This is a genomic window from Dongia rigui (assembly GCF_034044635.1).
GTDB lineage: Bacteria > Pseudomonadota > Alphaproteobacteria > Dongiales > Dongiaceae > Dongia > Dongia rigui.
This window is the reverse complement of sequence record NZ_JAXCLX010000001.1, coordinates 1,824,457-1,846,435: the sequence shown is the minus strand read 5'-3', so window position 1 is coordinate 1,846,435 and position 21,979 is coordinate 1,824,457. Positions and strand designations below refer to the sequence as shown.

22 protein-coding genes are annotated in these 21,979 nt (G+C 63.8%); 7 read left to right on the top strand and 15 right to left on the bottom strand.

Annotated elements, in window-relative coordinates; genetic code table 11:
• Positions 1-9: 9 nt before the first annotated feature.
• A complete protein-coding gene (locus tag SMD31_RS08640; protein ID WP_320500409.1) occupies positions 10-597 on the bottom strand; it encodes a malonic semialdehyde reductase in 588 nt (195 codons plus the stop codon).
• A gap of 156 nt (positions 598-753) precedes the next feature.
• Positions 754-1,305 carry a NifU family protein gene (locus SMD31_RS08635; RefSeq protein ID WP_320500408.1) on the bottom strand — a complete coding sequence of 184 codons (552 nt, stop codon included), beginning with the start codon at positions 1,303-1,305 and terminating at the stop codon, positions 754-756.
• A 242-nt stretch (positions 1,306-1,547) separates the two neighbouring features.
• Between SMD31_RS08635 and SMD31_RS08630 the strand changes: the two genes are divergently transcribed.
• Complete coding sequence (locus SMD31_RS08630) at positions 1,548-2,996, top strand: adenylate/guanylate cyclase domain-containing protein (RefSeq protein ID WP_320500407.1); 1,449 nt, start codon at positions 1,548-1,550, stop codon at positions 2,994-2,996.
• 216 nt (positions 2,997-3,212) lie between these two features.
• Entirely contained in the window at positions 3,213-3,428 is a 216-nt protein-coding gene (locus tag SMD31_RS08625) for a DUF1127 domain-containing protein (protein WP_320500406.1), read from the top strand.
• A 54-nt stretch (positions 3,429-3,482) separates the two neighbouring features.
• Here the strand turns inward: SMD31_RS08625 and SMD31_RS08620 are convergent, their stop codons facing one another.
• The 6 genes from SMD31_RS08620 to SMD31_RS08595 form a co-directional block, all read right to left on the bottom strand.
• Positions 3,483-4,469: an aldo/keto reductase gene (locus tag SMD31_RS08620; protein WP_407652105.1), complete on the bottom strand. Its 987-nt coding sequence runs from the start codon at positions 4,467-4,469 to the stop codon at positions 3,483-3,485.
• Positions 4,470-4,593: 124 nt separating this feature from the next.
• Entirely contained in the window at positions 4,594-5,226 is a 633-nt protein-coding gene (locus SMD31_RS08615) for a DapH/DapD/GlmU-related protein (protein WP_320500405.1), read from the bottom strand.
• A 122-nt stretch (positions 5,227-5,348) separates the two neighbouring features.
• The gene (gene infC / locus SMD31_RS08610) at positions 5,349-5,891 is read right to left on the bottom strand and encodes a translation initiation factor IF-3 (RefSeq protein ID WP_320501017.1); all 543 of its coding nucleotides are present in this window, start codon (positions 5,889-5,891) and stop codon (positions 5,349-5,351) included.
• 151 nt (positions 5,892-6,042) lie between these two features.
• Positions 6,043-7,968, bottom strand: coding sequence for a threonine--tRNA ligase (gene thrS / locus SMD31_RS08605; protein ID WP_320500404.1), 1,926 nt, complete (start codon positions 7,966-7,968; stop codon positions 6,043-6,045).
• 100 nt (positions 7,969-8,068) lie between these two features.
• Positions 8,069-9,508 carry a sensor histidine kinase gene (locus SMD31_RS08600; RefSeq protein ID WP_320500403.1) on the bottom strand — a complete coding sequence of 480 codons (1,440 nt, stop codon included), beginning with the start codon at positions 9,506-9,508 and terminating at the stop codon, positions 8,069-8,071.
• Positions 9,509-9,561: 53 nt separating this feature from the next.
• Positions 9,562-10,239: a response regulator transcription factor gene (locus SMD31_RS08595; RefSeq protein ID WP_320500402.1), complete on the bottom strand. Its 678-nt coding sequence runs from the start codon at positions 10,237-10,239 to the stop codon at positions 9,562-9,564.
• Positions 10,240-10,399: 160 nt separating this feature from the next.
• Between SMD31_RS08595 and hrpB the strand changes: the two genes are divergently transcribed.
• Entirely contained in the window at positions 10,400-12,886 is a 2,487-nt protein-coding gene (hrpB, locus tag SMD31_RS08590; protein ID WP_320500401.1) for an ATP-dependent helicase HrpB, read from the top strand.
• 110 nt (positions 12,887-12,996) lie between these two features.
• Here hrpB and SMD31_RS08585 read toward each other — a convergent pair whose 3' ends face one another.
• Positions 12,997-13,752 carry a GNAT family N-acetyltransferase gene (locus SMD31_RS08585; protein ID WP_320500400.1) on the bottom strand — a complete coding sequence of 252 codons (756 nt, stop codon included), beginning with the start codon at positions 13,750-13,752 and terminating at the stop codon, positions 12,997-12,999.
• Positions 13,749-14,291 (bottom strand): NUDIX hydrolase, encoded by a 543-nt coding sequence (locus SMD31_RS08580; RefSeq protein ID WP_320500399.1) that lies wholly within the window; start codon positions 14,289-14,291, stop codon positions 13,749-13,751. The genes SMD31_RS08585 and SMD31_RS08580 overlap by 4 nt, the downstream gene beginning before the upstream one ends.
• Positions 14,292-14,364: 73 nt before the next feature.
• Here SMD31_RS08580 and SMD31_RS08575 point away from each other — a divergent pair, with 73 nt between their 5' ends.
• Together SMD31_RS08575 and SMD31_RS08570 are read left to right on the top strand one after the other, a co-directional pair.
• On the top strand, positions 14,365-15,165 hold the full coding sequence (locus SMD31_RS08575) for an AzlC family ABC transporter permease (RefSeq protein WP_320500398.1): 801 nt from the start codon (positions 14,365-14,367) through the stop codon (positions 15,163-15,165).
• Positions 15,165-15,488, top strand: a complete 324-nt coding sequence (locus SMD31_RS08570; RefSeq protein WP_320500397.1) for an AzlD domain-containing protein — start codon at positions 15,165-15,167, stop codon at positions 15,486-15,488. The genes SMD31_RS08575 and SMD31_RS08570 overlap by 1 nt, the downstream gene beginning before the upstream one ends.
• Here the strand turns inward: SMD31_RS08570 and SMD31_RS08565 are convergent.
• From SMD31_RS08565 to SMD31_RS08550, 4 genes are all read right to left on the bottom strand, one after another.
• Complete coding sequence (locus SMD31_RS08565; RefSeq protein ID WP_320500396.1) at positions 15,485-16,489, bottom strand: cupin domain-containing protein; 1,005 nt, start codon at positions 16,487-16,489, stop codon at positions 15,485-15,487. The genes SMD31_RS08570 and SMD31_RS08565 overlap by 4 nt on opposite strands.
• Positions 16,490-16,559: 70 nt before the next feature.
• Positions 16,560-16,970 carry a hypothetical protein gene (locus SMD31_RS08560; protein WP_320500395.1) on the bottom strand — a complete coding sequence of 137 codons (411 nt, stop codon included), beginning with the start codon at positions 16,968-16,970 and terminating at the stop codon, positions 16,560-16,562.
• Positions 16,967-18,175 carry a phosphoglycerate kinase gene (locus tag SMD31_RS08555; RefSeq protein WP_320500394.1) on the bottom strand — a complete coding sequence of 403 codons (1,209 nt, stop codon included), beginning with the start codon at positions 18,173-18,175 and terminating at the stop codon, positions 16,967-16,969. The genes SMD31_RS08560 and SMD31_RS08555 overlap by 4 nt, the downstream gene beginning before the upstream one ends.
• Positions 18,176-18,306: 131 nt before the next feature.
• Entirely contained in the window at positions 18,307-19,434 is a 1,128-nt protein-coding gene (locus SMD31_RS08550) for a dimethylsulfoniopropionate demethylase (RefSeq protein WP_320500393.1), read from the bottom strand.
• A gap of 105 nt (positions 19,435-19,539) precedes the next feature.
• On the opposite strand from SMD31_RS08550, the gene SMD31_RS08545 reads away from it, so the two are divergent.
• Both SMD31_RS08545 and SMD31_RS08540 read left to right on the top strand, forming a co-directional pair.
• Entirely contained in the window at positions 19,540-20,514 is a 975-nt protein-coding gene (locus SMD31_RS08545; RefSeq protein WP_320500392.1) for a LysR substrate-binding domain-containing protein, read from the top strand.
• A complete protein-coding gene (locus SMD31_RS08540; RefSeq protein ID WP_320500391.1) occupies positions 20,511-21,287 on the top strand; it encodes an SDR family NAD(P)-dependent oxidoreductase in 777 nt (258 codons plus the stop codon). Before SMD31_RS08545 ends, SMD31_RS08540 begins: the two co-directional genes overlap by 4 nt.
• A 97-nt stretch (positions 21,288-21,384) precedes the next feature.
• On the opposite strand, the gene SMD31_RS08535 is transcribed toward SMD31_RS08540, so the two are convergent.
• Entirely contained in the window at positions 21,385-21,975 is a 591-nt protein-coding gene (locus SMD31_RS08535) for a Smr/MutS family protein (RefSeq protein ID WP_320500390.1), read from the bottom strand.
• Positions 21,976-21,979: the final 4 nt, after the last annotated feature.

The window sequence follows — 21,979 nt, the reverse complement described above, 5'->3', positions numbered from 1 at the left end:
GATCGATCCTTAGGCGATCTTGCAGCTCTCCGCAAAATCGAGGCGCGGGTTGCGGGGATGCAGAGCGGATTTGTCGCCATAGCCGATATTGCAGATGAAGTTCGAGCGCCAGGTGGTGCCGCTGAAGAAGACCGCATCCGTCTTCTGCTTGTCGAAGCCGGACATCGGTCCGCAATCGAGGCCCAATGACCGACAGGCCAGCATGAAATAGGCAGCCTGCAGCGTGCTGTTGCGGAAGGCGGTTTCCTCGATCGCCGCGGGCTTGCCGGCGAACCACGAGCGCGCGGTCGGATCGTGGAAGAGGCGCGGCATCAACTCATAGAATTCCATGTCCATGGCGAAGATCGCCGTGGCGGGTGCGGCCATGGTCTTGGCGCGGTTGCCTTCGGAAAGGCAGGGCTCGAACTTCTTCTTCGCTTCCGCGCTCGTCACGAACAGGATGCGCAAGGGCTGGCAATTGCCGCTGGTCGGTCCCATGCGCGCCAGCTCATAGGCTTGGCGCAGCAGGGCATCAGGCACTGGCTTCTCAAGCCATTTGGAATGCGTGCGCGCCTCGCGGAAGAGAAGGTCGAGGGCGGCATCGTCAGCGCGTTCCATGTAAAGACTCCATCTCTATTGTCATCCCCGCGAAAGCGGGGATCCATCGATCCAGCGGCTCGTTCCATGGATGCCCGCTTTCGCGGGCATGACAGGCGTGGTGAGAATCAAAAAGGGCGCCCTTTGGGCGCCCTTTATGGGTGACAATTGCAGGGATCAGACCGGCCGGACTTCGAGCACTTCCGGCACGTAATGGCGCAGCATGTTCTCGATGCCCATCTTCAAGGTCGCGGTCGAGCTGGGGCAGCCCGAGCAGGAACCCTGCATGTGCAGATAGACGACGCCGTCCTCGAAGGAATGGAACACGATGTCGCCGCCGTCCTGGGCCACGGCCGGGCGCACGCGGGTCTCCAGCAGTTCCTTGATCTGGATGACGATCTCGTCGTCATCGTCGTCGGCTGCCGCGGGGACGCTCTCGCCTTCGCCCAGCATGACCGGCTGGTTGGTGGTGAAATGCTCCATGATCACGCCGAGAAGGGCCGGCTTCAGCAGCGCCCAATCCTTTTCATCCGCCTTTGTCACGGTAACGAAGTCGCCACCCAGGAAGACGCGCTTGACGCCCTCGACACCGAACAGGCGCAAGGCCAGCGGCGAACGCTCGGCACCCTCCGCCCGGGCGAAGTCGGCGGTACCCTCACCCATGACGGTGCGGCCGGGCAGGAATTTGAGGGTCGCCGGGTTCGGCGTCTCTTCGGTCTGGATGAACATGGCGGAACTCCGCTAAGCTGAATGGGTGAGAAGCGTCTCTGCTGTCCAAGGTAGCGCGGGATCGCGCGCCTTCAACCCTTTTTTCCGCAATAGCTTTCATCCCCATGTTGCGTAGGGGTTCGAGGAAGAAAGGTGATAAGATGGCGAAGTAAGGTATAATTGCCCAGGACGACCTTTATGGCTGGCGCTTTTTACCCCATATACCGCGCTGCCAAGCGCAATAAGCCCGAACAAGACCGATAATGGCCACATCGCCACGACCGCATTTCCCTGCCAATGACGACGACCTCAGCGACGGTATGCCGCGCGCCGATGCCGTGCGCGCGGGCGTGCAGGCGGCGCAGTTGGATTCAGCGCAGGGCAGCCTTGCGCAGCGCGCAGAGGCAAGAAGCGGGGAATCGCGCGCGCGGCGCGAGGGCGATGGCCAGCCGCATGCCGACCCCGGCATCGCCGGACCCATGGTCGTGCCGCTGGTCGCGCGCGCCATGGCGGGCGAGGCGTGCCTGGGTTGTCCCGCGGTCGAGGCTGCCTTTCAGTGGCTGCTCGATGAGGGGCGGTTGATCGGCGATCTTGGGGAAATGGTCACCTCATTGGCCCACCTTCTGACCGACAAGGGATTCCCGCTGCTGCGCTTCTTTGTCTCGGTGCGTACGCTGCACCCGCAGATCGCCGCCATCGGCTATGCCTGGAGCCGCGGCGATGCAAAGGCCAAGCGTGTCGCCCGCGATCATGCCGTGCTCTCCAGCCAGGAATTCCTCACCTCGCCCTTGCGGGCGCTCTATCACGGCGATGAGCGCGAGATCCGACGGCGCCTGACCGGCCCGGACGCACGCTTCGATTTCCCCATCCTCGAGGACATGAAGAAGGCCGGCGCCACCGACTACGCCATCTTCGCCATTCGCCTGCCCGGCGGGGTGCGCTCATCCGTTTCGATCACGACCGATGCGCCGGACGGTTTTCTCGACGTGCAGATGGATGCCTTCCGCACACTCATCCCGCTCCTCAGCCTCATCATCGAGGCGCGGGAGTGGGCCTATATCGCGCGTTCCTTGATGCATGTGTATCTCGGCCAGGGTGCGGGCCAAGCCGTGCTGTCGGGCCAGATCCAGCGCGGCGACGCGCGCACGATTGCCGCTGCCATCTGGTATTGCGACTTGCGCAACTTCACGCAGATGTCGAACGAGCTGCCGCGCGATCTGGTGATCGCCACCTTGAACGACTATTTCGACACCATCGCCAAGCCGGTGGTGGAACGCGGCGGCGAGATCCTGAAATTCATCGGCGATGCGATGCTGGCGATCTTCCCGATGAATGACGATCTCGACCGCGACAACAAGATTCGCGTGGCACTTGATGCCGCCATAGGGGCACTTGAAGGCCTGCGCGACCTCAACGAGCTCAGGCTGGCGACGGGCCAGGCGCCGCTCCATGTCGGGATCGGGCTCCATGCCGGTTCCGTCTCCTACGGAAATATCGGTGCCGCCCATGGCGAGGATGCGCGCCTCGACTTCACCGTCATCGGCCCGGCGGTCAATCTGGCGACGCGGCTCGAAGGCCTCTGTCCGCTGCTCGACCAGCCGCTTCTTGCCTCGCGCCAGTTCGCCTCGGTCTGCGGCTCGCGTCTCAAATTTCTCGGCACCCATCCGGTCCGTGGGTTTGCTGACCCGCAGGACGTTTTCGGCCTGCCATAACAAGTTAACTCATATTCAGTTAACTTGCAGATTTGCTGCAACGCGGCATATTCCTTAACTATTTATTTACATGAATTCATATATTTAGCTGCCTGTGTCCACGGCAGAAACGTCAGCAACGCAGATTCATATTGCACTGCGGCAATTGTCTGACTATATTCTTCCCAGGTTCTGGGAGGCTGCTGAATGAAAAACCCAGTTTCAAGGATCAGTCACATGCAGCTTCTGTCTACGCTTGATCTCGCTTTCCGCCGCTGGCAGCGCTACGGCGAAGTGCGCCGTGAATTGGCGACCTATACCGACCGCGAGCTCGAGGATATGGGTCTCAACCGCAGCGACATCCCCTCGGTCGCGCGCGAAGCAGCCGCCCTCGTGCGCCCGGCCGCCGGTGTCGCCGGCCAGCCGCGTTTCGCCAAGGTCGCCCACTCTTAAAAAAAACCGGTCGCAATCTGCGACCGGCTTTTTTGTGGCAGTCATCGTCGACCGTCAGCGGTCGACCAGGCTCGCATGCATCGCGCCATAGCGCGGACCGGCGACACTGCCGGGTGACAAGGCGCCATCGAGTGCCGCGACATCTGCAGGCGCCAGCCTGATGGATGCGGCGGCGATATTCTCCATCAGGTAGCGCAAGCGCTTGGTGCCGGGAATGGGGACGATGAAATCACCCTTGGCCAGCAGCCAGGCAAGCGCCAACTGACCGGGCGTCGTGCCCTTGGCGGCCGCCATATCCTGCACCTGCTTCGCCGCAGCCATGTTGGCGTCGAAATTGGCGCCCTGAAACCGCGGATCGCCGCGCCGGAAATCACCTTCGGGATAGCTTTCGGCGCGCTGCGCCGTGCCGGTCAGGAAGCCGCGCCCCAGCGGGCTGAAGGGGACCAGGCCGATACCCAGCGCCTGCAACGTCGGGATGATCTCCGCCTCCAGGTTGCGCTCCCACAGCGAATACTCGCTCTGCAATGCCGATACCGGGTGAACCTTGTGCGCCCGCCGGATCGTGTTCGCGCCAGCCTCAGACAGGCCGAAATAACGCACCTTGCCGGCCTTCACCAACTCGCCCACCGTGCCGGCGACATCCTCGATCGACACGGCCTTGTCGACGCGGTGCTGATAGAGGAGATCGATATGGTCGGTCTGCAGCCGCTTCAATGAGGCATCGACCACGGCGCGGATATGCGCCGGCTGGCTGTTGGTGCCGTTGATCTTGCCGCCCTCGATATGAAAGCCGAATTTGGTGGCGATCGTCACCTGGTCGCGTCTGCCCTTCAGCGCGCGGCCCAGCAGTTCTTCGTTGGTATAGGGGCCGTAGACTTCGGCGGTATCCAAGAACGTGCAGCCCTCGGCAATGGCACGGTGCAGGACGGCAATCGATTCCTGCTCATCCGCCGGTCCGTAAGACTGGCTCATCCCCATGCAGCCAAGGCCGATGGCCGATACCTCGAGACCTTGCGAACCCAGTTTGCGTTTGGGGATCATCAGCGCACCTCCGCGGAAAAAATGAAACGTGCCGATCATATCTGACGGCACGTGGGCGGTTATTTTGGCGCAACGCGGCGCCGGATCAAGATCGCGTCCTTGCCCGAAACTCGCTGGCTTTGGCCTATTCCTGCCGCAGCGGGATTGCATTGGCCGGATGCTGGTCGACCAGCTGCAATCGGCCGATGAGGGTATCGGGTTTCAGGAAGGCGCCCGGTGCGATCACCGCATTGGCGCCGATGCGCACCCGGTCGCCGAGAACGGCCCCCGCCTTGTCGAGACCGGTATCGACCACGCCGGCAGGTGTCGCGATCAGGATGCGCTTATTGGCCATCTCGTTGCGGTAATTGGCGACGATGCTGCCCGCCTCCAGATTGACGCCTTCGCCCAGGATCGAATCACCGACAAAGTTGAAATGCGCCAGTTTGCTGCCCGCGAACATCAGGCTGGTTTTGAGTTCCGCGCCCGGGCCGATGATGCAGTTCTCCTCCAGCCACACGCCGCCGCGCAAGTAGGCGCTGCTTGCCACGAAGCAATGCGGGCCGACGATGGCTGGGCCCTTCACCACGGCGCCCGGCTCGATCTCGGCCGTCTCATGCACCGCGATATCGCCGTCCAGGCGATAGCCCGTCGGCAGGGCGCGCAGCTTCGCACGCAGGATCTCGGGAATCGCCGCAATGACGGGCCAGGGCGACGCAGCGGGGAGGAAGAAGGACGCATAGCGCGCTGCCCGGGCGACGTAATCGGTCAGTATCATGGCCGTCTCATTCCCTTCATGTCGTTGCCGTCACGCCATGCCGTCATCGGGATACCCGAAAATGAAACAGCGCGCCCGCTGGGAAGCGGACGCGCTGTGCCTTGCTCCTGACCTGCTGCCGGTTATTTCGGCGCGATGGTCATGATCATCTGGCGGCCTTCCAGCCTGGGATGGGATTCCACCTTGATCAGGTCTTCAAGCTCGACGCGCACCTTATCCAGAACTTTCATGCCGAGTTCCTGGTGCATCATCTCGCGGCCACGGAAGCGCATGGTGACCTTCACCTTGTCGCCTTCGCCAAGGAAGCTTTTGATCGCGCGCATCTTCACTTCGTAATCATGTTCTTCGATGCCGGGGCGCATCTTGATCTCTTTGACCTCGATGACCTTCTGCTTCTTCTTGGCTTCGTTCTTGCGCTTCTGCGCTTCGTATTTGAACTTGCCGTAATCGAGAATCTTGCAGACCGGGGGCACGGCCGTGGGCGAAATCTCGACCAAATCGAGGCCGGCATCGGCCGCCATGGTCAGTGCTTCGCGGGTGGAAACGACGCCGAGCATCTCGCCGTCTTCCTTCACCAGGCGCACCTCGCGCACGTTGATCTGATGATTGACGCGGGGGCCCTTGTCCTGGGTGGGCGCAGCTTCTTGGGACGGGAACCTAGCTATGGTCTTCTCCTGTCGTGGTTTGCCAGTATTGGCTTGAGGTTGCCCTTTAAAGGCAACGCACCCGTCGATGTTCCCATCGACGGGTGTATGCAGGTGATTATGCCAATAGAATCTTCATTTCGGCAAGATGCGCTGGGCACCTTCCTGCCGATTACCGGTCAAGCGGCGACTTTGCCTCTTGTTTCAGGGCGGCAACCGCCTCGGCCAGGGGGAAGGTTTTCTGTCCTTCTTCCCCTAAGCGGCGAATCGCCACGGTCCCAGCCTCTTCGTCGCGCTTGCCGACCGCGATGATCACGGGCGTCTTGGCGAGCGAATGTTCGCGGACCTTGTAATTGATCTTCTCGTTGCGGAAATCCGTTTCCACCACCAGACCGGCCGCGGTCAGCTGGCGCACAACTTCCTTGGCATAGGGTTCGCTGTCCGAGACGATCGGACATACCACCACTTGGGTGGGTGCCAGCCAGAGCGGGAACTTGCCGGCATGATGCTCAATGAGGATGCCGACGAAACGCTCCAGCGACCCGAAGATGGCGCGGTGCAGCATGACGGGGCGGTGCTTCTGCCCATCCTCGCCGACATAAGCGGCATCGAGGCGCTCCGGCAGCACGAAATCGGCCTGCAGCGTCCCGCATTGCCAATCGCGGCCGATCGTGTCCCGGAGGACGAATTCCAGCTTCGGCCCATAGAAGGCGCCTTCGCCGGGGTTGAGGGTGAATTCGAGGCCGGCGGCGGTCGTCGCCGTCTTCAGCGCATCTTCGGCCTTGTCCCAGATGGCGTCGGCACCGGCGCGTTTTTCCGGCCGGTCGGAGAATTTGACGCGCACGTCGTCGAAGCCGAAATCCTTATAGACCGACAGCAGAAAGTCGCAGAAGGCCTTGGTCTCGTCGACGATCTGATCCTCGGTGCAGAAGATATGGGCGTCGTCCTGCGTGAAGGCGCGCACGCGCATGATCCCATGCAGCGCACCCGACGGTTCGTTGCGATGGCAGGCGCCGAACTCGGCGAGGCGGATCGGCAGGTCGCGATAGCTCTTGAGGCCCTGGCGGAAAATCTGCACATGGCCCGGGCAGTTCATCGGCTTCAAGGCCAGCTGCTTGTCCTTGTGTTCATCATCGGGGATGACGAACATCGCCTCGCGGAACTTCTCCCAATGCCCCGATTTTTCCCAGAAGGAGCGGTCGAGGATCTGCGGGGTTTTCACTTCCTGGTAGCCGTTGATTTCAAGACGGCGGCGGATATAGCTCTCGAGCTTGCGATAGAGCCGCCAGCCCTTTGGGTGCCAGAAGACCGATCCCACCGCTTCTTCCTGCTGGTGGAACAGGTTCATCTCGCGCCCTAAGCGCCGATGGTCGCGCTTCTCGGCTTCCTCGAGCTGCGTCAGATAATCCTTGAGCTGCTTCTCATCGGCCCAGGCGGTGCCATAGACGCGTTGCAGCTGCGGGTTGTTGGCATCACCGCGCCAATAGGCGCCGGCGACCTTCATCAACTTGAATGCCTTGCCGAGCTTGCCCGTAGAGGGGAGATGCGGGCCGGTACAGAGATCGAACCACTTGCCCTGGTGATAAAGCGAGATGTCCTCATCGGCCGGAATCTCGTTAACCCATTCCGCCTTGAAGGTCTCGCCCAGCGCCTTGAAGCGCTTCACCGCTTCGTCGCGTGAGACGACTTCGCGCGTGATCTTCTCGTCGCGGTCGACGATGTCCTTCATGCGCTGCTCGATCGCCGCGAAGTCCTCCGGCGTGAACGGCTCGGCGCGGTGGAAGTCGTAGTAATAACCGGTCTCGGTGGCCGGGCCGAAGGTGATCTGGGTGCCTGGGAAAAGCTCCTGCACGGCTTCAGCCATGACATGGGCGGCATCGTGACGGATGAGATCCAGGGCATCGGGATGCGTTCGGGTGACGATCTCGACCTTCGCATCGCTGGTGATGACGGTTGCAAGGTCGCGGACCTTGCCGTCGAATTTGATGGCGAGAGCGGCCTTGGCAAGGCCGGCGCCGATGGAAGCGGCAAGTTCGGCGCCCGAAACCGGGCCCGGAAACTCGCGCTTGGCGCCATCCGGCAACGTGATCGTCAGCATGATACCCTTGAAACCGTTGATTTGGGTGGATTCCGGCCAAGAAATGGCCCGGAACGGGCGGACTTTAGGGGGATTTAGGGGGCTGTCAAGGATCGGCGGTCTATCCGAGGGGCATCGGCGCGGCCAGCGACAAAGGCGTCGGTTTGCCGCTGACCTTCCTCAGCATCAGGGTAAAGCGGGCACCGCCGCCCGGATTGTCGCCGATGCGCAGCGACCCGCCATGGGTTTCAGCAAGGCGCTGGGCGATGGCAAGGCCAAGCCCGGCGCCACCGCTGCTGCTGCTGTCGCGCCCCTGGCTGTCGCGCGGGCGCCGGCGCTTCCCTTGCCAGAAGCGGCGAAAGAGGACTTCACGCTCATCTGCCGGCACGCCGGGGCCGTGATCGCTGACCGAGACGCCGCCATCCTGGTCGACGGTGATCTCCACCTCGGTGCCGGGCGGCGTAAAGCGCAGGGCGTTCTCGACCAGGTTGCGGAGCGCCTGATGGATGGCGTCGCGATTGCCGCGCACGATGACCGGCTGCTCGGCACCGCTCACCCCCACGCTGCGCTGGCGCCGGATGGCAAGCGGCGCGAAGAGGGCCGCAAGGTCGATGGCGATATCCGAGAGATCGGCCGTTTCGCTGGCATCGATGGTCAGTGATTCGAGTTGTGCCACCAGCAGCAGCTGGTTGACCAGCCGCGTCATGCGCTCGACATCGCTCTTAAGCGCATCTGTTCCCTGGCCATCGCTGCCCTGGCTGCGTGGCAGGGTATCAAGATGCGCAGAAAGAATGGCAAGCGGCGTGCGCAATTCATGCGCTGCATCAGCCAGGAAGTCGCGCTGCGCCTGGAAGCCATGATCGAGGCGGTCGAGCGCGCGGTTGATGGCGAGCACCGGCGATTGCAGTTCCGAAGGCAGGTCATCCGTCGGCAGGCGCAAGCCCGTCTGCTGCGGGCCGATGCGGGCGGCAAGCCGCCGCAGATGCTCAAGCGGCCGCAGGGCCGAGCGCAGCGACAGCGTCAGCGCCACAACCAGCACGAGGAGCAGCGGTACGCCGACGGGCACGAATTCACCCAGCCATTCATAGGCCAAGGCATAAAGGCCGGAATCGGTTGGCGTGTCGATGTCGGCAAATTCCAGGATCAGGGGCCGGCCCTGGACGACGAGCGGGACCGAGATCAGATAGATGTTGTCCTCGGTCTTCTTGTCGATGAGCCAGGTCAGGGTGTAGCTGCCGGTGGGCATCGTCGTGACGCTGCGGGCCGCCGACAGCGTTTCGATGGCCGCCAGCGTATCCTTGTTGCCGCCACGCTCAATCTCGCTGCCGTCGGGCCGGCGCAGAATATAGGCCTTCTCATCGTAAAGCGTCAGGTCAGCGACGGTGAATTCGCCGTTCGGCCGCAGCACGATCTTGGGCGTGATGAAATCGATGTAGCCCAGCAGGCTGTCGGTCGGCAGCTCGGTATCGTCGGTGCGCGACAGCAGGAAGGTGGCAAGACCGGTGAGGAGGAAGGCAAAGATGAACACACCGAGCAGGCGCACGGTGAGTCGCGATTGCAATGATGAACTGGTCCTCGCCATGCGCGAGACTAGCGCCGTTGGGGCTTGCGAATCTAGTTGGCGGGTTCCATCACCATGTAGCCGACGCCGCGCACGGTGTGAAGGTTGATGTCCGCCCCCAGCCCGCCCAGCTTCTTGCGCAAGCGCGATACCAGCACTTCCAAAGCGTTGGAGCCCACCTCGTCGCTGAAGCTGTAGAGCCCCTCCTCGATGGCGCCGCGGGCGATCACCTTGCCGGGGCGGCGCAGAAGAATCTCCATCAGCGCCAATTCGCGGCGGGTCAGTGTCGCGGTACGCCCATCGATCATGAAACTGGGACCGGCGGTGTCGAGACAGATGTTGCCAAGCGTCAGCTGCACGCCCAGGGCAGCACCCGGGCGGCGCAACAGCGCTTTGACGCGCGCCACCAATTCCTCCATGGCGAAGGGCTTGGCGAGGTAATCATCGGCACCGGCGTTGAGTCCGCCCACCCGGTCGGACAAGCCGTCGCGGGCGGTGAGGATCAAGACCGGCGTGCGGTCGCCCCCCGACCGGCGGTCTTTGAGCAAGGTCAGGCCGTCGCCATCGGGGAGGCCGAGATCCAGGATCACGGCATCGAAATGGCTGGCATCGAAAGCGGCCGCCGCCTCGGCAAACGTGCCGGCCCGGTCGACCGCAAAGCCCGCATCGCTGAGGCCCTTTTCCAGGAATTCCGACAGGCGGTCATTGTCTTCGATCAGGAGCAGGCGCATGGCTTTGGTACTCTTCGAATCCGTCGCGGGGGCTGGGGAACGACTGCACCCTATTTCCCTCCGCTGACAGGAACCTGACAAGTTGACAGAATGTTGCCGCGTCACCGGCGCGTTGACATTTGTCGTGTCAGAATAGGCATTTAGGTGGTATTGAGCGGGCATGATCGCGCGTTTTGATCCCCTTTTGCCTATTGCCGAGGTGCTGGCCGAGATCGGCCGGGCGCTCGAGGCCGGCCCCAATCTGGTGCTGGAAGCCCCGCCCGGCGCCGGCAAGACGACGCAGGTCCCCTTGGCCCTGCTCGATGCCTCCTGGCGCGGCGACGGCAAGATCATCCTCCTCGAACCGCGGCGCCTCGCCGCCCGCGGTGCCGCACATCGCCTGGCAGCACATCTCGATGAAGCGGTCGGCGAAACCGCCGGCTACCGCGTGCGGCTGGATCGGAAGATTGGCCCGAAGACACGGATCGAATGTGTCACCACCGGTCTCTTCCTGCGGCAGCTGCAGGGCGACCCGGAGCTCAAGGGTGTGGCGGCGCTCATCTTCGACGAGTTCCACGAACGCAGCGTCGAAGCGGATCTTGCCTTGGCCTTCGCTCTCGAAGCGCAAGCGAGCCTCAGGCCGGATCTCCGCCTTGTCGTCATGTCGGCGACCCTTGATGGTGCGGCGATCGCTGCTCTGATGCCGACGGCGCGCCGCATCACCAGCGAAGGCCGCGCCTTCCCGGTGACCACGCATCACTTAGGAGATGACAGCGCCACCTGGATCGAGAAGCAGATGGCCGCCGCCATCCGCCGCGCGCTCGCCGACGAAGCCGAGGGCGACGTCCTGGCCTTCCTGCCGGGTCTTGGCGAGATCCGCCGCACCGAGCGTGAACTGGGTGGCTTAGCGGATGCCATCGTGCTGCCGCTTCATGGCGACCTGCCGCTCTCTGACCAGGACCGGGCGATCCAGCCGGACCCGCAGGGCCGCCGCAAGATCGTGCTGGCGACCAGCATCGCCGAAAGCTCGCTCACCATCCAGGGCATCCGCATCGTCATCGACAGCGGGCAGCGCCGTGTCGCGCGCTTCGATCCGGCCACCGGCATGACGCGGCTGACGACCACGAAAGTATCACTCGCCAATGCCGATCAGCGGCGGGGTCGCGCCGGTCGCTTGGGGCCGGGCACGTGCTATCGCCTGTGGAGCGCCAACAGCGAACGAGCGCTCGCGCCGCAGCCAGCCCCCGAGATTATCGAGATCGACCTTGCCCCGCTGGCCTTGGAGCTTGCCGCCTGGGGCATCGACGACCCGTCGAACTTGCCCTTGCTCGACCCGCCGCCCGCCGCCGCCCTGGCGCAGGCGCGTGAACTGCTGCGCGAATTGGGGGCGCTTGACCCGTCGCACCGCATCACGGCGCATGGTCGCGCCATGGCGGAACTGGGCCTCCATCCACGTTTGGCACATATGCTGCTGATCGCAAAATCGCGCGGGCTGGGCGCTTTGGCCTGCGACATCGCGGCGATTCTCACTGAGCGTGACATCATCGGCGGCCCCGGCCGCAGTGCTGATCTTGGCGAACGACTGGAGTTGCTGCAATCGGGTGGCGGCGATCGTGGCGCCCGTGCCCGCATCCAGCAAGCGGCCAAGGATTGGCGCCGGCAACTCGGCATCGCCGCCGAACGCGATGGCAGCCGCAGCGAGGCCGGCAGCATCGTGGCGCTTGCTTATCCTGACCGCCTGGCGCAGCAGCGTGGCGGCAAGGGGCAGTACCGCCTCGCTTCAGGTCGCGGCGCTGAACTGGCCCTCGATGATCCGCTGTCACGCGAATCCTATCTTGCCGTGGCGACGCTCGATGCCGGGCAGAAATCGGCCCGCATCTATCTTGCCGCGCCCATTTCGCTGGCCGAGATCGAAGTGGATTTCGCGAGCCTCATCACGAGCGCCGAGCAGGTCGCGTGGAATGCGCGCGAGGAATTCGTCGAGGCCAAACGCGAAAGGCGGCTGCTTGCCTTGGTGCTCGAAGAAAAACCGCTGCAGAAGCCGGATCCGGATCTGTTGCGCGCGGCGACGCTGGACGGCATCCGACAGATGGGGCTCGACGTTCTGCCCTGGAGCAACACGGCGCGAACGCTGCGCGCGCGTGTCGCCTTCCTGCGCCGCGTGCTGCCGGAAAAGGATTGGCCCGATTGGTCCGACGATGCGTTGCTGGCATCGCTGCCCGATTGGCTGGGGCCGCATCTTACCGGCATGTCGCGCCGCGCCCATCTCGACCGGCTGGATCTGCATGCAGCCCTTACCGACAGCCTCGACTGGCAGCAGCGCCAGGCGCTGGAGCAATTGGCGCCGACGCATCTCGACGTTCCCTCCGGCTCGCGCGTGCCGCTGGATTACGAGACGGCCGAACAGCCGGTGCTGGCCGTGCGCCTTCAGGAAATGTTCGGCGCCACCGAAACGCCGCGCATCGCCGGCGGGCGGGCACCGGTGCTGCTGCATCTTCTCTCACCCGCGCGCCGCCCGGTCCAGGTGACCCAGGACCTCGCCAGTTTCTGGAAGGGCGCCTACAAGGCGGTGAAATCCGACCTCAAGGGCCAGTATCCGAAACATTACTGGCCGGACGACCCGCTCATCGCCGAACCGACGGCCCGCGCGAAGCCACGGCCGCGGTAGCGAATCTGCCTTTGATCGTCATGGTCGGCGAAGGCCGACCATCCACGAGTTTGTTGGCTCCTGATGAAAGAAACTCGTGGATCCCACGCCTTCGCGGGGGATGACGGTTATCACGGGGCAGATCGCCAATACCGGTACCGATAGAGCTCGCGCGAAAATCCCATGCCGCGATAGAGGCGGATCGCGGGTTCATTGTCAGCGACGACCTGCAGACAGGCACCCTCGACACCCTGGGTGATGCCGAAGGCGAGCATGGCGCCCACCAGGCGCTTGGCATGGCCTTGCCCGCGATGCGCCGGATCGGTGATGAGCGATTCGATGCACAGCAGCCGATCGTCGATCGCAACGAACCCCATCGCCACCAGCGCGCCGCCGATATTGAGTGCCATGAAGGCAGATGGAACATCGAGTGCGGCGACGATGGCGCGATAGGTCGCGCGGTCCTTGGCACTGAGGTCTTTCAAGGCCCAGATCCGCTGCAGCCAATCTTCCGTCGGCGCCGGGGCGATCAGGACATCCGGGTCGCGCCGCATATGCCCTGGCGGCAGATCGCAATAAAGCGTCAGCGTCTCGCCTTCCGAGGCGAAGCCGCGCGCGGAGAGGTCTCGTTCGACGCTGGCATCGAGCAATGCTGGCACGCGCACCAGCACCGGCAATCCATGGCGCGGGTAGGCCGCATCCGCCGCTTGCAGCATGGCGGAAACGTCATCGGCCTCCGGTCCCAGCGGGTTCGCCGAATTGCCGCGGCGGCTGAGGCCGTTCGAAAAGCGGAATACCCAATCGCCATGCCTCTCTTCATCGAGAGACGGCCAGGCATGGTGGCAGAGGCGCTCGACGCGCCAGTTCAACACCGCATCAACGCTCAAGGATGATGGTCCCCGGTTTCGCCCGGTGGGTTGCCGAAGGCGGGAAAGACGCTGAGATGCCGCACGCTGGCGAATTGGGTGAGCGCCCAGTTGACCGATGGAAAGGCGAGCTCGTCCCAGGGAATGTCGGCATAGTCGAAGAGCCCCACTTCCAGGCTCTCGACGCCTGCGCTGATCGCCGGGTCGATGAGGCGGGCGCGGTAGATGAGCTGCACCTGGGAAAGGCGCGGGATGGTATAGGCGGCGAGCAGCGCCTCGATCTCGATCTTCGCATTGGCCTCTTCAAGCGCCTCGCGCGCGGCACCTGTTTCGGCGCTTTCATGCAGTTCCATGAAGCCCGCCGGCAGGGTCCAGAAGCCTTTTCGCGGATTGATGGCGCGGCGGCACAGCAGGATCTTCTCGCCCAAAGTCACCACGGCACCGACGACGACCTTCGGGTTCTCATAGGCGACGAAGCCGCAATCGGTGCAGACCTGGCGCAGCCGGTTGTCACCTTCCGGTATGATCGCTGCAAAACTGGGGTCTTTGCTGGTCGGCATGGCTGTCATTCTTGAATAGGAGCCTGAATTCTCATCTGCGTTTCCGTCATGGCTCAACTGTGGCGGAAGGCGGGTGACGCCGCAAGGTGTCCTCGCCTATCTTGCCCGCGCCATGACCACACCCCTTCCCGATACGACCGCCAGCGCCGCTTGGACCGAGGATTTCGGCTCGCCCCAGGGTGCCTATCGCGCCGCCATGCGCGCGGCCATTGGCGCGCCGGCCCTGGTGCTGGGGGCAAGCTATGTCGGTTTCGGCGCTTTCGTGCATCAGTCGGGCCTCACCCTGTTGCAAGGATTGGGCTCCACCGTCACCGGCTGGGCGCTGCCTGGCCAGATCGCCCTGGTCGAGATCTTCGCCGTGGGCGGGTCGATCCTCGCTGCCGCCATCGCCGTGGGTCTTGCCAATGCGCGCCTGCTGCCGATGGTGGTGACACTTCTCCCTATCCTGCGCCAGGGCGATGGCCCCGCGAAGCCACGGCTCATCCATTATATCGCCGCCCATTTCATCGCGCTGACCGGCTGGGCGGTCGCCATGCAGCGCGCGCCTGACATGCCGCCCGAGCAGCGCCTGCCCTTCTTCCTCGGCTTCACGACGGTGATCTGGTCGGCGACGGTGCTGGCGACGGCCTTGGGGTTCTTCCTGGTGGGCGTGCTGCCGACACCCGTGACGCTGGGCCTCGTCTTTCTCAACCCGCTCTATTTCATGCTGCTCTTTGCCGGCGACCTGGTGCGCAAGGAACGCGGCCTTGCCTTGGTTATCGGCGCCGTGACGGGGCCACTGTTCCATCTCGTCAGTCCCGAATGGGGATTGCTGGTGACTGGCATCGGCGGTGGTACCGTGGCCTTTCTCATCATCCAGCGCGGGCGGGCCTGATGTCGAGCGCGTGGTGGTTCATCCTGGTGGGCGCTCTGGTCACCTATGCCTGGCGCGGGGCGGGCGTGGCCCTTTCCGGCCGCATCGATCCCAATTCGGCCCTGATGCGCTGGACCTCCTGCGTCGCCTATGCGTTGCTTGCCGGCCTCATCGCCCGCCTCATCGTCTCGCCGCAAGGTGCCGTTGCCGCAACGGCGCTGTGGATGCGCCTCAGCGCGGCGGGGGTGGCGGTCATTGTCTATCTGCTGTGCCGCCGCTCGATCCCCTTTGGTGTCGCGGCAGGGGCCGGCTGGTTGATGCTGATGAGCGCGCTCGTCCCTTAAGTCTTCGCCTCGCCGTCCCAATAGCGGCGGCGGGCCGCCATATCAAAGACGCAATCCTCGCTGCGCAGGGCGTTCAACGCCATCTTGTTGGAATCGGGGTACACGCAGACATCATGCGGGCTGCGTTCGCCGACCATCAGATAACGGCAGGGGCCGCTGCCGATATTCATGAAGGAATGGCCGATCTCGACCCCCGCCGGAAAGAAGACATAGTCGCCAGGCTTGAGGTCGTGCTGCCTGTCGCCCAGCAGCAGGCGCACCTCGCCCTCCAGGATCAGCGCCTGCTCCTCTTCCACCATGTGATAGTGGCGTGGTGCCAAACGCTGGCCCGGACCCGGCGCCTCGATCATGACGCCGACATGGTAGCTGCGTCCGACGGCCGCCATGGTCAGGTGCTTCGCCTGGCCGCCGAAACGCGCGTCGATCTGCTGATCTTCCCAGGCGATATCGCGCATGTTGATCGGCGGATGCGGTCTATCAGCTGATTGCAAAGCGGGCGCCGGCGATGCCTGCGATCTTTGTCCTGCCGGCAGGCCGGTGTCCTCGCCATCCCAATAGTGACGGCGCGCGGAAAGATCGAGCACGCTCCGTTCCAGCGCGCGCACCAGGACCTTGTTCGAATCGGGATAGACGCAGACCTCGTTCGGGTTGCGCTCACCGATGACGACGTAGCGGCAGGTTGCGTCGCCCTCATTGATGAGGCAATGCCCGGCCTTCTGCCCCGCCGGAAAGCAGACGTAATCGCCGGGCGACATCTCGTATCGCGCCATGCCGAGGCGCAAGGTCACCCTGCCTTCCAGGATGAAGAGATGCTCTTCCTCCAGAATGTGATAGTGAAACGGTACACTGCGCATGCCTGGCGGCAATTCCTCGATCGCCATGCCGACATGATAGTCGCTCCCGGTCGCAGCGCGCGTCAGGTGCTTATAGCGGCCGGTAAAGTTCGGGATGTCAGTCCATTCCTCCCATGCCATGTCTTGGGTCGAGATGGGCGTTGGCATGCTGCGTTGATCCGACGGCATCTATCGGTATCCTCCGTGGCCTGACCGCTACGCTTCTGATCCTTGGCGCTCAGTCGCTCTCCAGCAGATCGCCGGCGTCGTCCATCTCCATCGCCGCGAAATTGGCGGTAAGATGCCGGTTCTTCCCGATGCCGCCGATGTTGAACTCGACCTCCAGCCGGAACGGTCGCTGCGCATCATCTGTTTCCGTCACGCGCAATTCGGCGATGCGCAACCCGTCGCTGATATCGACATCCCAGCGCAGGCTGCCGGTGTTGTAGAAAGTGAAGAAGCAGGGCCGGGCGCCCGGATAATCCGGCCGCCCTTCGAGATTGGCATAAAGATCATCGATCATGATCTGCAGGATCTGGCTGGTCGCCTCGACGACCAGGTGATCGACCACGGCATCGTTGAGATGGCCATGGGCGCCGAAGAAGCCGACGGGATCGTCGATGCTTTCGCTCTCTGCTTCGAAACTCATGATTTGAGCGCCGTCACGTTGAGTGCTGTCACGCCTGGCAATTCCTTGCCTTCGAGCCATTCGAGAAAGGCGCCGCCGGCCGTCGAGATGTAGGAGAAGTCGCCCTCCGCCCCGGCATGGGCGAGCGCCGCCACGGTATCGCCGCCGCCTGCCACCGACAGCAGCTTCTTTGCTTTCGACAGCGCCGCCGCATGTTTGGCGACCGCGACGGTGCCCTTGTCGAAGGGGTCGATTTCGAAGGCACCCAAGGGGCCGTTCCAGACCAGCGTCTTCGATTCATCGAGATGCCGGTTGATCTCGGCGATCGATTTCGGCCCCACATCCAGAATCATCTGGTCGCTTGGCACGGCCTTCACATCGACAACTTTGTTGGCGGCACCGGCTTTGAATTCGCCGGCGACAACCGCGTCGATCGGCAGAACGATGGTGCAATTGGCGGCCTTGGCTTTTTTCAGAATGTCGCGCGCCGTGTCGGCGAGATCCCGTTCGGCCAGCGACTTCCCGACCTCGATCCCTTGGGCAAAGAGGAAGGTGTTGGCCATGCCGCCGCCGATCACCAGCCGATCGACCTTGGTGACCAGATTGCCGAGAAGGTCGAGCTTGGTCGAAACCTTGGCCCCGCCCACCAGCGCCGTCACCGGCCGCTGTGGCTTTTCAAGGGCCGCCCCCAGATGATCGAGTTCCTCCTGCATCAACCGGCCGGCCGCCGCCGGCAGCAGATGCGCGATGCCTTCCGTCGAGGCATGGGCGCGGTGGGCGCAGGAAAAGGCATCGTTCACATAGATGTCGCCAAGCTGGGCCAGGGCTGCCGCGAAGCTCTTGTCATTGGCTTCCTCGGCATCGTGGAAGCGCAGGTTCTCCAGGAGCGCCACCTCGCCGTCCTTGAGGCTGGCCACCACGTCCTCGGCCGCCTTGCCGATGCAATCCTCGGCGAAGGCGACGTGTCTGCCCAAGGCCTTCGCCAACGGCTCGACCAGCGGCTTGAGCGAGAACTCCGCCGCGCGCTTTCCCTTCGGCCGGCCGAAATGCGACAGGATGATGACCTTGGCGCCCTTCGACGACAATTCCTTCAGCGTGGCGGCGGAGCGCTCGATGCGGGTTGCATCCGTCACCTTGCCGTCCTTCATCGGCACATTGAGGTCGCAGCGCACGAGCACGCGCCGGCCCGCGAGTTGAAGGTCGTCAAGGGTGCGGAACTGGGGCATTTGGATATGGGTCCTCAGGGTTGCTGGGAACGGTGAAGCACATGGCTGTGAGGTGCCATAGCTCCATCCCGAATGCAACCCGGTCCCCGGTTCGCCGGTCACCGGCCACCCGTCCGGCGCCGGCCGGCGCGCTACGATCTGGCGAAGGGCAGGGGCGATATCACACCGCGCCGCAGGCCGGCCGGTGTCTCGACCACAACCACGCCGCCCGGCTCCCAATGGCCGCGTTCCAGCATCGCAAAGGCCAGGCTGGCGCCAAAATCGGGCGAATAGGCTGCGGACGTCACGATGCCGACCTTTTTGTCCTCGACGCGGACAGGCCACGGCGCGACACAGGCCGGCGGCGCGCCACCCTCCAGGCGCAGGCCCATGATTTTTCGTGCAGCACCCTCAGCCGCGATGCGGCGCAGGGCGTCGCGACCGATGCAGGACGTGGCGGAATCCAACTGACAGTATTTATCAAGGCCGCATTCCAGCGGGTTGTTGGCGATTGTCATGTCATTGCCATAGGAGAGAAGGCCGCTTTCGATGCGCTCAATGAGATTGGGGCAGCCCGGGCCGACGTCGAGATCAGCGCCTGCTGTCATGCAGGCATCCCACAAGGGCAGCCCCAGATCGGCACGGTCGAGATAGATTTCGAAGCCGCCTTGCTTGCTCCAACCCGACCGCGCAACGATCAGCGGGTGCCCGTGAAAGGTGAGGGTACGGAAGCGGAAGAAGCCGATGCCGCGCACCTCCTCGCCGAAGATGCGGCTCGCGAGAACTTCCGCCTTCGGTCCCTGGATGGCCAGCGGCCACACATCCGGCTCGCTGACCACGACGTCAAGCCCGCGGCCAAAGGCCAGTCCCTTGGTCCACAGCAGCACGTCCGAATCCGCAACCGATATCCAGAAACGATCCTCGGCCAGTTTCAGGATGACCGGATCGTTGAGCAGCATGCCGTCTGCGTCGACCAGCGGGGCGTAAAGACATTGCCCGATCTTTGCTTTGGAAAGATCGCGCGGTGTCATCATTTGCACCAGTCGCGCGGCATCCGGTCCTTTGACCTCAACCTGTCGCTCGCAGCCCACATCCCAGACCTGCACATGGGTTTTGAGATGCTGGTAATCGGCCTCGACCGAGCGGAAGGCGGTCGGCAGCAGCATGTGGTTGTAGACGGTATAGCCCTGGACACCCGAAGCCTCGACGCGCGGCGTGAAAGGCGTCGATCGCGTGCGCCGCGAGATGGCGAGAATGGGGCGCGGGGTGGGCGACGGCATGGGCAGGGGCCTTTGATCAATTGATTTTAGGCATGATCATCGGTTTGACGGCCCGTAAAAACGGGCATAATGTTGATACGTTCATCAATTAAATCGATGATAAAAATGCGCCACCTGCCACCCTTGCGGGCGATCCGCGCCTTTGAAGCCTGCTATCGGCTCGGCAACTTTACCCGCGCGGCAGCGGAGCTCAATGTCGGCCAACCGGCGATCAGCCATCAGATCAAGTTGCTCGAAGAAGATCTCGGTGCGGCGCTGTTCGAAAAGCGGGGACCAGCTTCACGGCCGACCGCCATCGCCGATGAATTCTATGGCCAAGTCGCCTTGTCCCTCTCGAGCCTCGCGGAAGCGAGCCGCCGGATTCGCCGCCGGGGCGCGCAAGACATGTTGACCATCGCGACCTATCCAGGCATCGCCGCCTTCTGGGTTCTGCCGCGCCTCGCCGCGCACCGCACCGGCGCCGATCCGGCCGATCGTTCCGCCCTCTCTTGCCGCGTGGTGACGGCCGAGCGCGACGCCGATATCGACATTACCGAGGTCGACGCAGCGATCCTCTTTGGCGAGGGCAACTGGCCTGGGTTCGAAAGCCGCCTGTTGCTCCCAGAGCGCGTCGTGCCGGTGGCAAGCCCCAGCTTGGCGCAGCAGCTCACCTCAAGGAGCGCCGCTGACCTGCTGCAGGCCGGCCCGCTCATTCATCTCGAAGACCCCGAACAGCGCTGGTTCACCTGGCGCGACTGGCAGAAGCGCTTTGCGCCGAAAGCGCGATCGATCGACCACAGTCTTGTCGTGACCAATCACGGTGTCGCCATCTATCAGGCCTTGCAGGGGGCGGGCATTGCGCTGGGCTGGCAGGGCGTCATTGCCGACCTCCTTGCCAGCGGGCTACTCGTGAGCCTCCATGACGACGTCCTCGACTCACCGCGCGGCTATCATTTGGTGAGCCGCCCAGGTTGGCTCGATGGGCCGGTCGGCCGTCGCCTCCTTGCCCAGCTTGCGCCGCAGCCCCATAAAAGTTGGCCAGCTTCTGATTCTGGCCTAGACTCACCAGCCAATATCCGCGGTGGAAAAGAGCTTTCATGAGCTATCAATCTGCCCTCATCACCGGGGCGTCCTCAGGGATCGGCAGGGCCTTTGCCCGCGCTTTGCCGCGCGCCACCGCCTTGCTGCTCCATGGCCGCGACCGTGACAGTTTGAACGCGCTCGCCCAGGAACTGGCCTTGAACGGTCGCCAGGTGCGGACCGTGGTGGCCGATCTTACTGACCCGGAAGGGCGCCACGCCGTCATCGGCGCGGCGGAAATGGCGCGGGTCGATCTCGTCATCAACAATGCCGGCATCGGGCAGCTGGGTCGCGTCATCGACAATTCGGAACTGCGCGAGATGGAAATGGTGCAGGTGAATGTCGCGGCACCGGTCGAAATCACGCGCGGCCTTTTACCCATGCTGCTGCGCCACGCGCATGAGGGTGCGACGCGTGCCGGCATCATCAATGTGGCGAGTACCGCGGCCTTCGCGCCGATGCCGCTCTTTGCCACTTACGCCGCCACCAAGACCTTCCTGCTGAACTATACCGAGGCGCTGGCCGAGGAACTGGCACAGGAGCCGATCGATATCCTGGCGCTTTGCCCCGGCGCCACCGAGACGCGCTTCTTTGAGCGCGCCGGTGCCGGCAAGCCCAGCATGACGACGATGCACAGCGCCGAACGCGTGGCACAAGAAGGCCTGCGCGCCTTGGGTCAGGAACGCGTGCATGTGGTGGGGCCCACCAATTATCTGGCCAGCATCGCCATGCGCCTGCTGCCGCGCCGCTTCGTGACCGCCGCGGCGGAAGCGACCTTGCAGAAGTGGAAGTAAGTCGACGTCGTCATGTCCGGGCGAAGACCCGGGCATCCAGTCTCTCAAGTGTTAGCAGTGGATCCCCGGGTCTTCGCCCGGGGATGACGAATGGCAATTACTTCTGCCGCTTCAGCAGCACATAGAGCGCGCCTTCGCCCCCATGTTCGGGGCGGGCCTGCGAGATCGCCAGCACCAGGCGGCGGAAGACCGGCTCGTTGAGCCAGCGCGGCACATTGGCTTTCAAGATGCCCGATTTCGACTGCGTCATGCCCTTGCCCGTAATGACCAGCAGCTGACGCTTGCCGTGTTTGAAGGCGCGCTCCAGGAAATGGAGCAGGGCGTCATGCGCCTCGGTCTGCGTGCGGCCATGCAGGTCGATCTTGCCCTCGATGGCGAGCTGCCCGCGGCGGAAGCGTTCGGATTGGCGCTTGTCGATTCCCGGCATGGTGCCGGGGGCGGGATAAGGGGTGAGCGGCGGCAGCTTGGGCGCCGCCGTGGCCACCGGTTTGGGCGCTGGTGGCGGCCCTTTGGGCGGCGATTTGGGACGCTTGGCAGGTGGCTGGGGGCCGGCCGGCTTGGTTTCCGCCACCGCCTCGGCCTTGAGGGCCGCCTTCTTCTGGCGTTTGGGCTTGAGCGGCGTCACCGTCGTTGCGACAGCCTGCCACAAGGCAAGCTCCTGCTCGGTGAGACGCCGCTTCCCAGCCATCAAT

Coding starts and splice junctions, on each gene's coding strand:
- SMD31_RS08640 (WP_320500409.1), bottom strand. CDS start 597: ATGGAACGCGCTGACGATGCCGCCCTCGACCTTCTCTTCCGCGAGGCG.
- SMD31_RS08635 (WP_320500408.1), bottom strand. CDS start 1,305: ATGTTCATCCAGACCGAAGAGACGCCGAACCCGGCGACCCTCAAATTC.
- SMD31_RS08630 (WP_320500407.1), top strand. CDS start 1,548: ATGGCCACATCGCCACGACCGCATTTCCCTGCCAATGACGACGACCTC.
- SMD31_RS08625 (WP_320500406.1), top strand. CDS start 3,213: ATGCAGCTTCTGTCTACGCTTGATCTCGCTTTCCGCCGCTGGCAGCGC.
- SMD31_RS08620 (WP_407652105.1), bottom strand. CDS start 4,469: ATGATCCCCAAACGCAAACTGGGTTCGCAAGGTCTCGAGGTATCGGCC.
- SMD31_RS08615 (WP_320500405.1), bottom strand. CDS start 5,226: ATGATACTGACCGATTACGTCGCCCGGGCAGCGCGCTATGCGTCCTTC.
- thrS (WP_320500404.1), bottom strand. CDS start 7,968: ATGCTGACGATCACGTTGCCGGATGGCGCCAAGCGCGAGTTTCCGGGC.
- SMD31_RS08595 (WP_320500402.1), bottom strand. CDS start 10,239: ATGCGCCTGCTCCTGATCGAAGACAATGACCGCCTGTCGGAATTCCTG.
- hrpB (WP_320500401.1), top strand. CDS start 10,400: ATGATCGCGCGTTTTGATCCCCTTTTGCCTATTGCCGAGGTGCTGGCC.
- SMD31_RS08580 (WP_320500399.1), bottom strand. CDS start 14,291: ATGCCGACCAGCAAAGACCCCAGTTTTGCAGCGATCATACCGGAAGGT.
- SMD31_RS08570 (WP_320500397.1), top strand. CDS start 15,165: ATGTCGAGCGCGTGGTGGTTCATCCTGGTGGGCGCTCTGGTCACCTAT.
- SMD31_RS08565 (WP_320500396.1), bottom strand. CDS start 16,489: ATGCCAACGCCCATCTCGACCCAAGACATGGCATGGGAGGAATGGACT.
- SMD31_RS08560 (WP_320500395.1), bottom strand. CDS start 16,970: ATGAGTTTCGAAGCAGAGAGCGAAAGCATCGACGATCCCGTCGGCTTC.
- SMD31_RS08555 (WP_320500394.1), bottom strand. CDS start 18,175: ATGCCCCAGTTCCGCACCCTTGACGACCTTCAACTCGCGGGCCGGCGC.
- SMD31_RS08550 (WP_320500393.1), bottom strand. CDS start 19,434: ATGCCGTCGCCCACCCCGCGCCCCATTCTCGCCATCTCGCGGCGCACG.
- SMD31_RS08545 (WP_320500392.1), top strand. CDS start 19,540: ATGCGCCACCTGCCACCCTTGCGGGCGATCCGCGCCTTTGAAGCCTGC.
- SMD31_RS08540 (WP_320500391.1), top strand. CDS start 20,511: ATGAGCTATCAATCTGCCCTCATCACCGGGGCGTCCTCAGGGATCGGC.
- SMD31_RS08535 (WP_320500390.1), bottom strand. CDS start 21,975: ATGGCTGGGAAGCGGCGTCTCACCGAGCAGGAGCTTGCCTTGTGGCAG.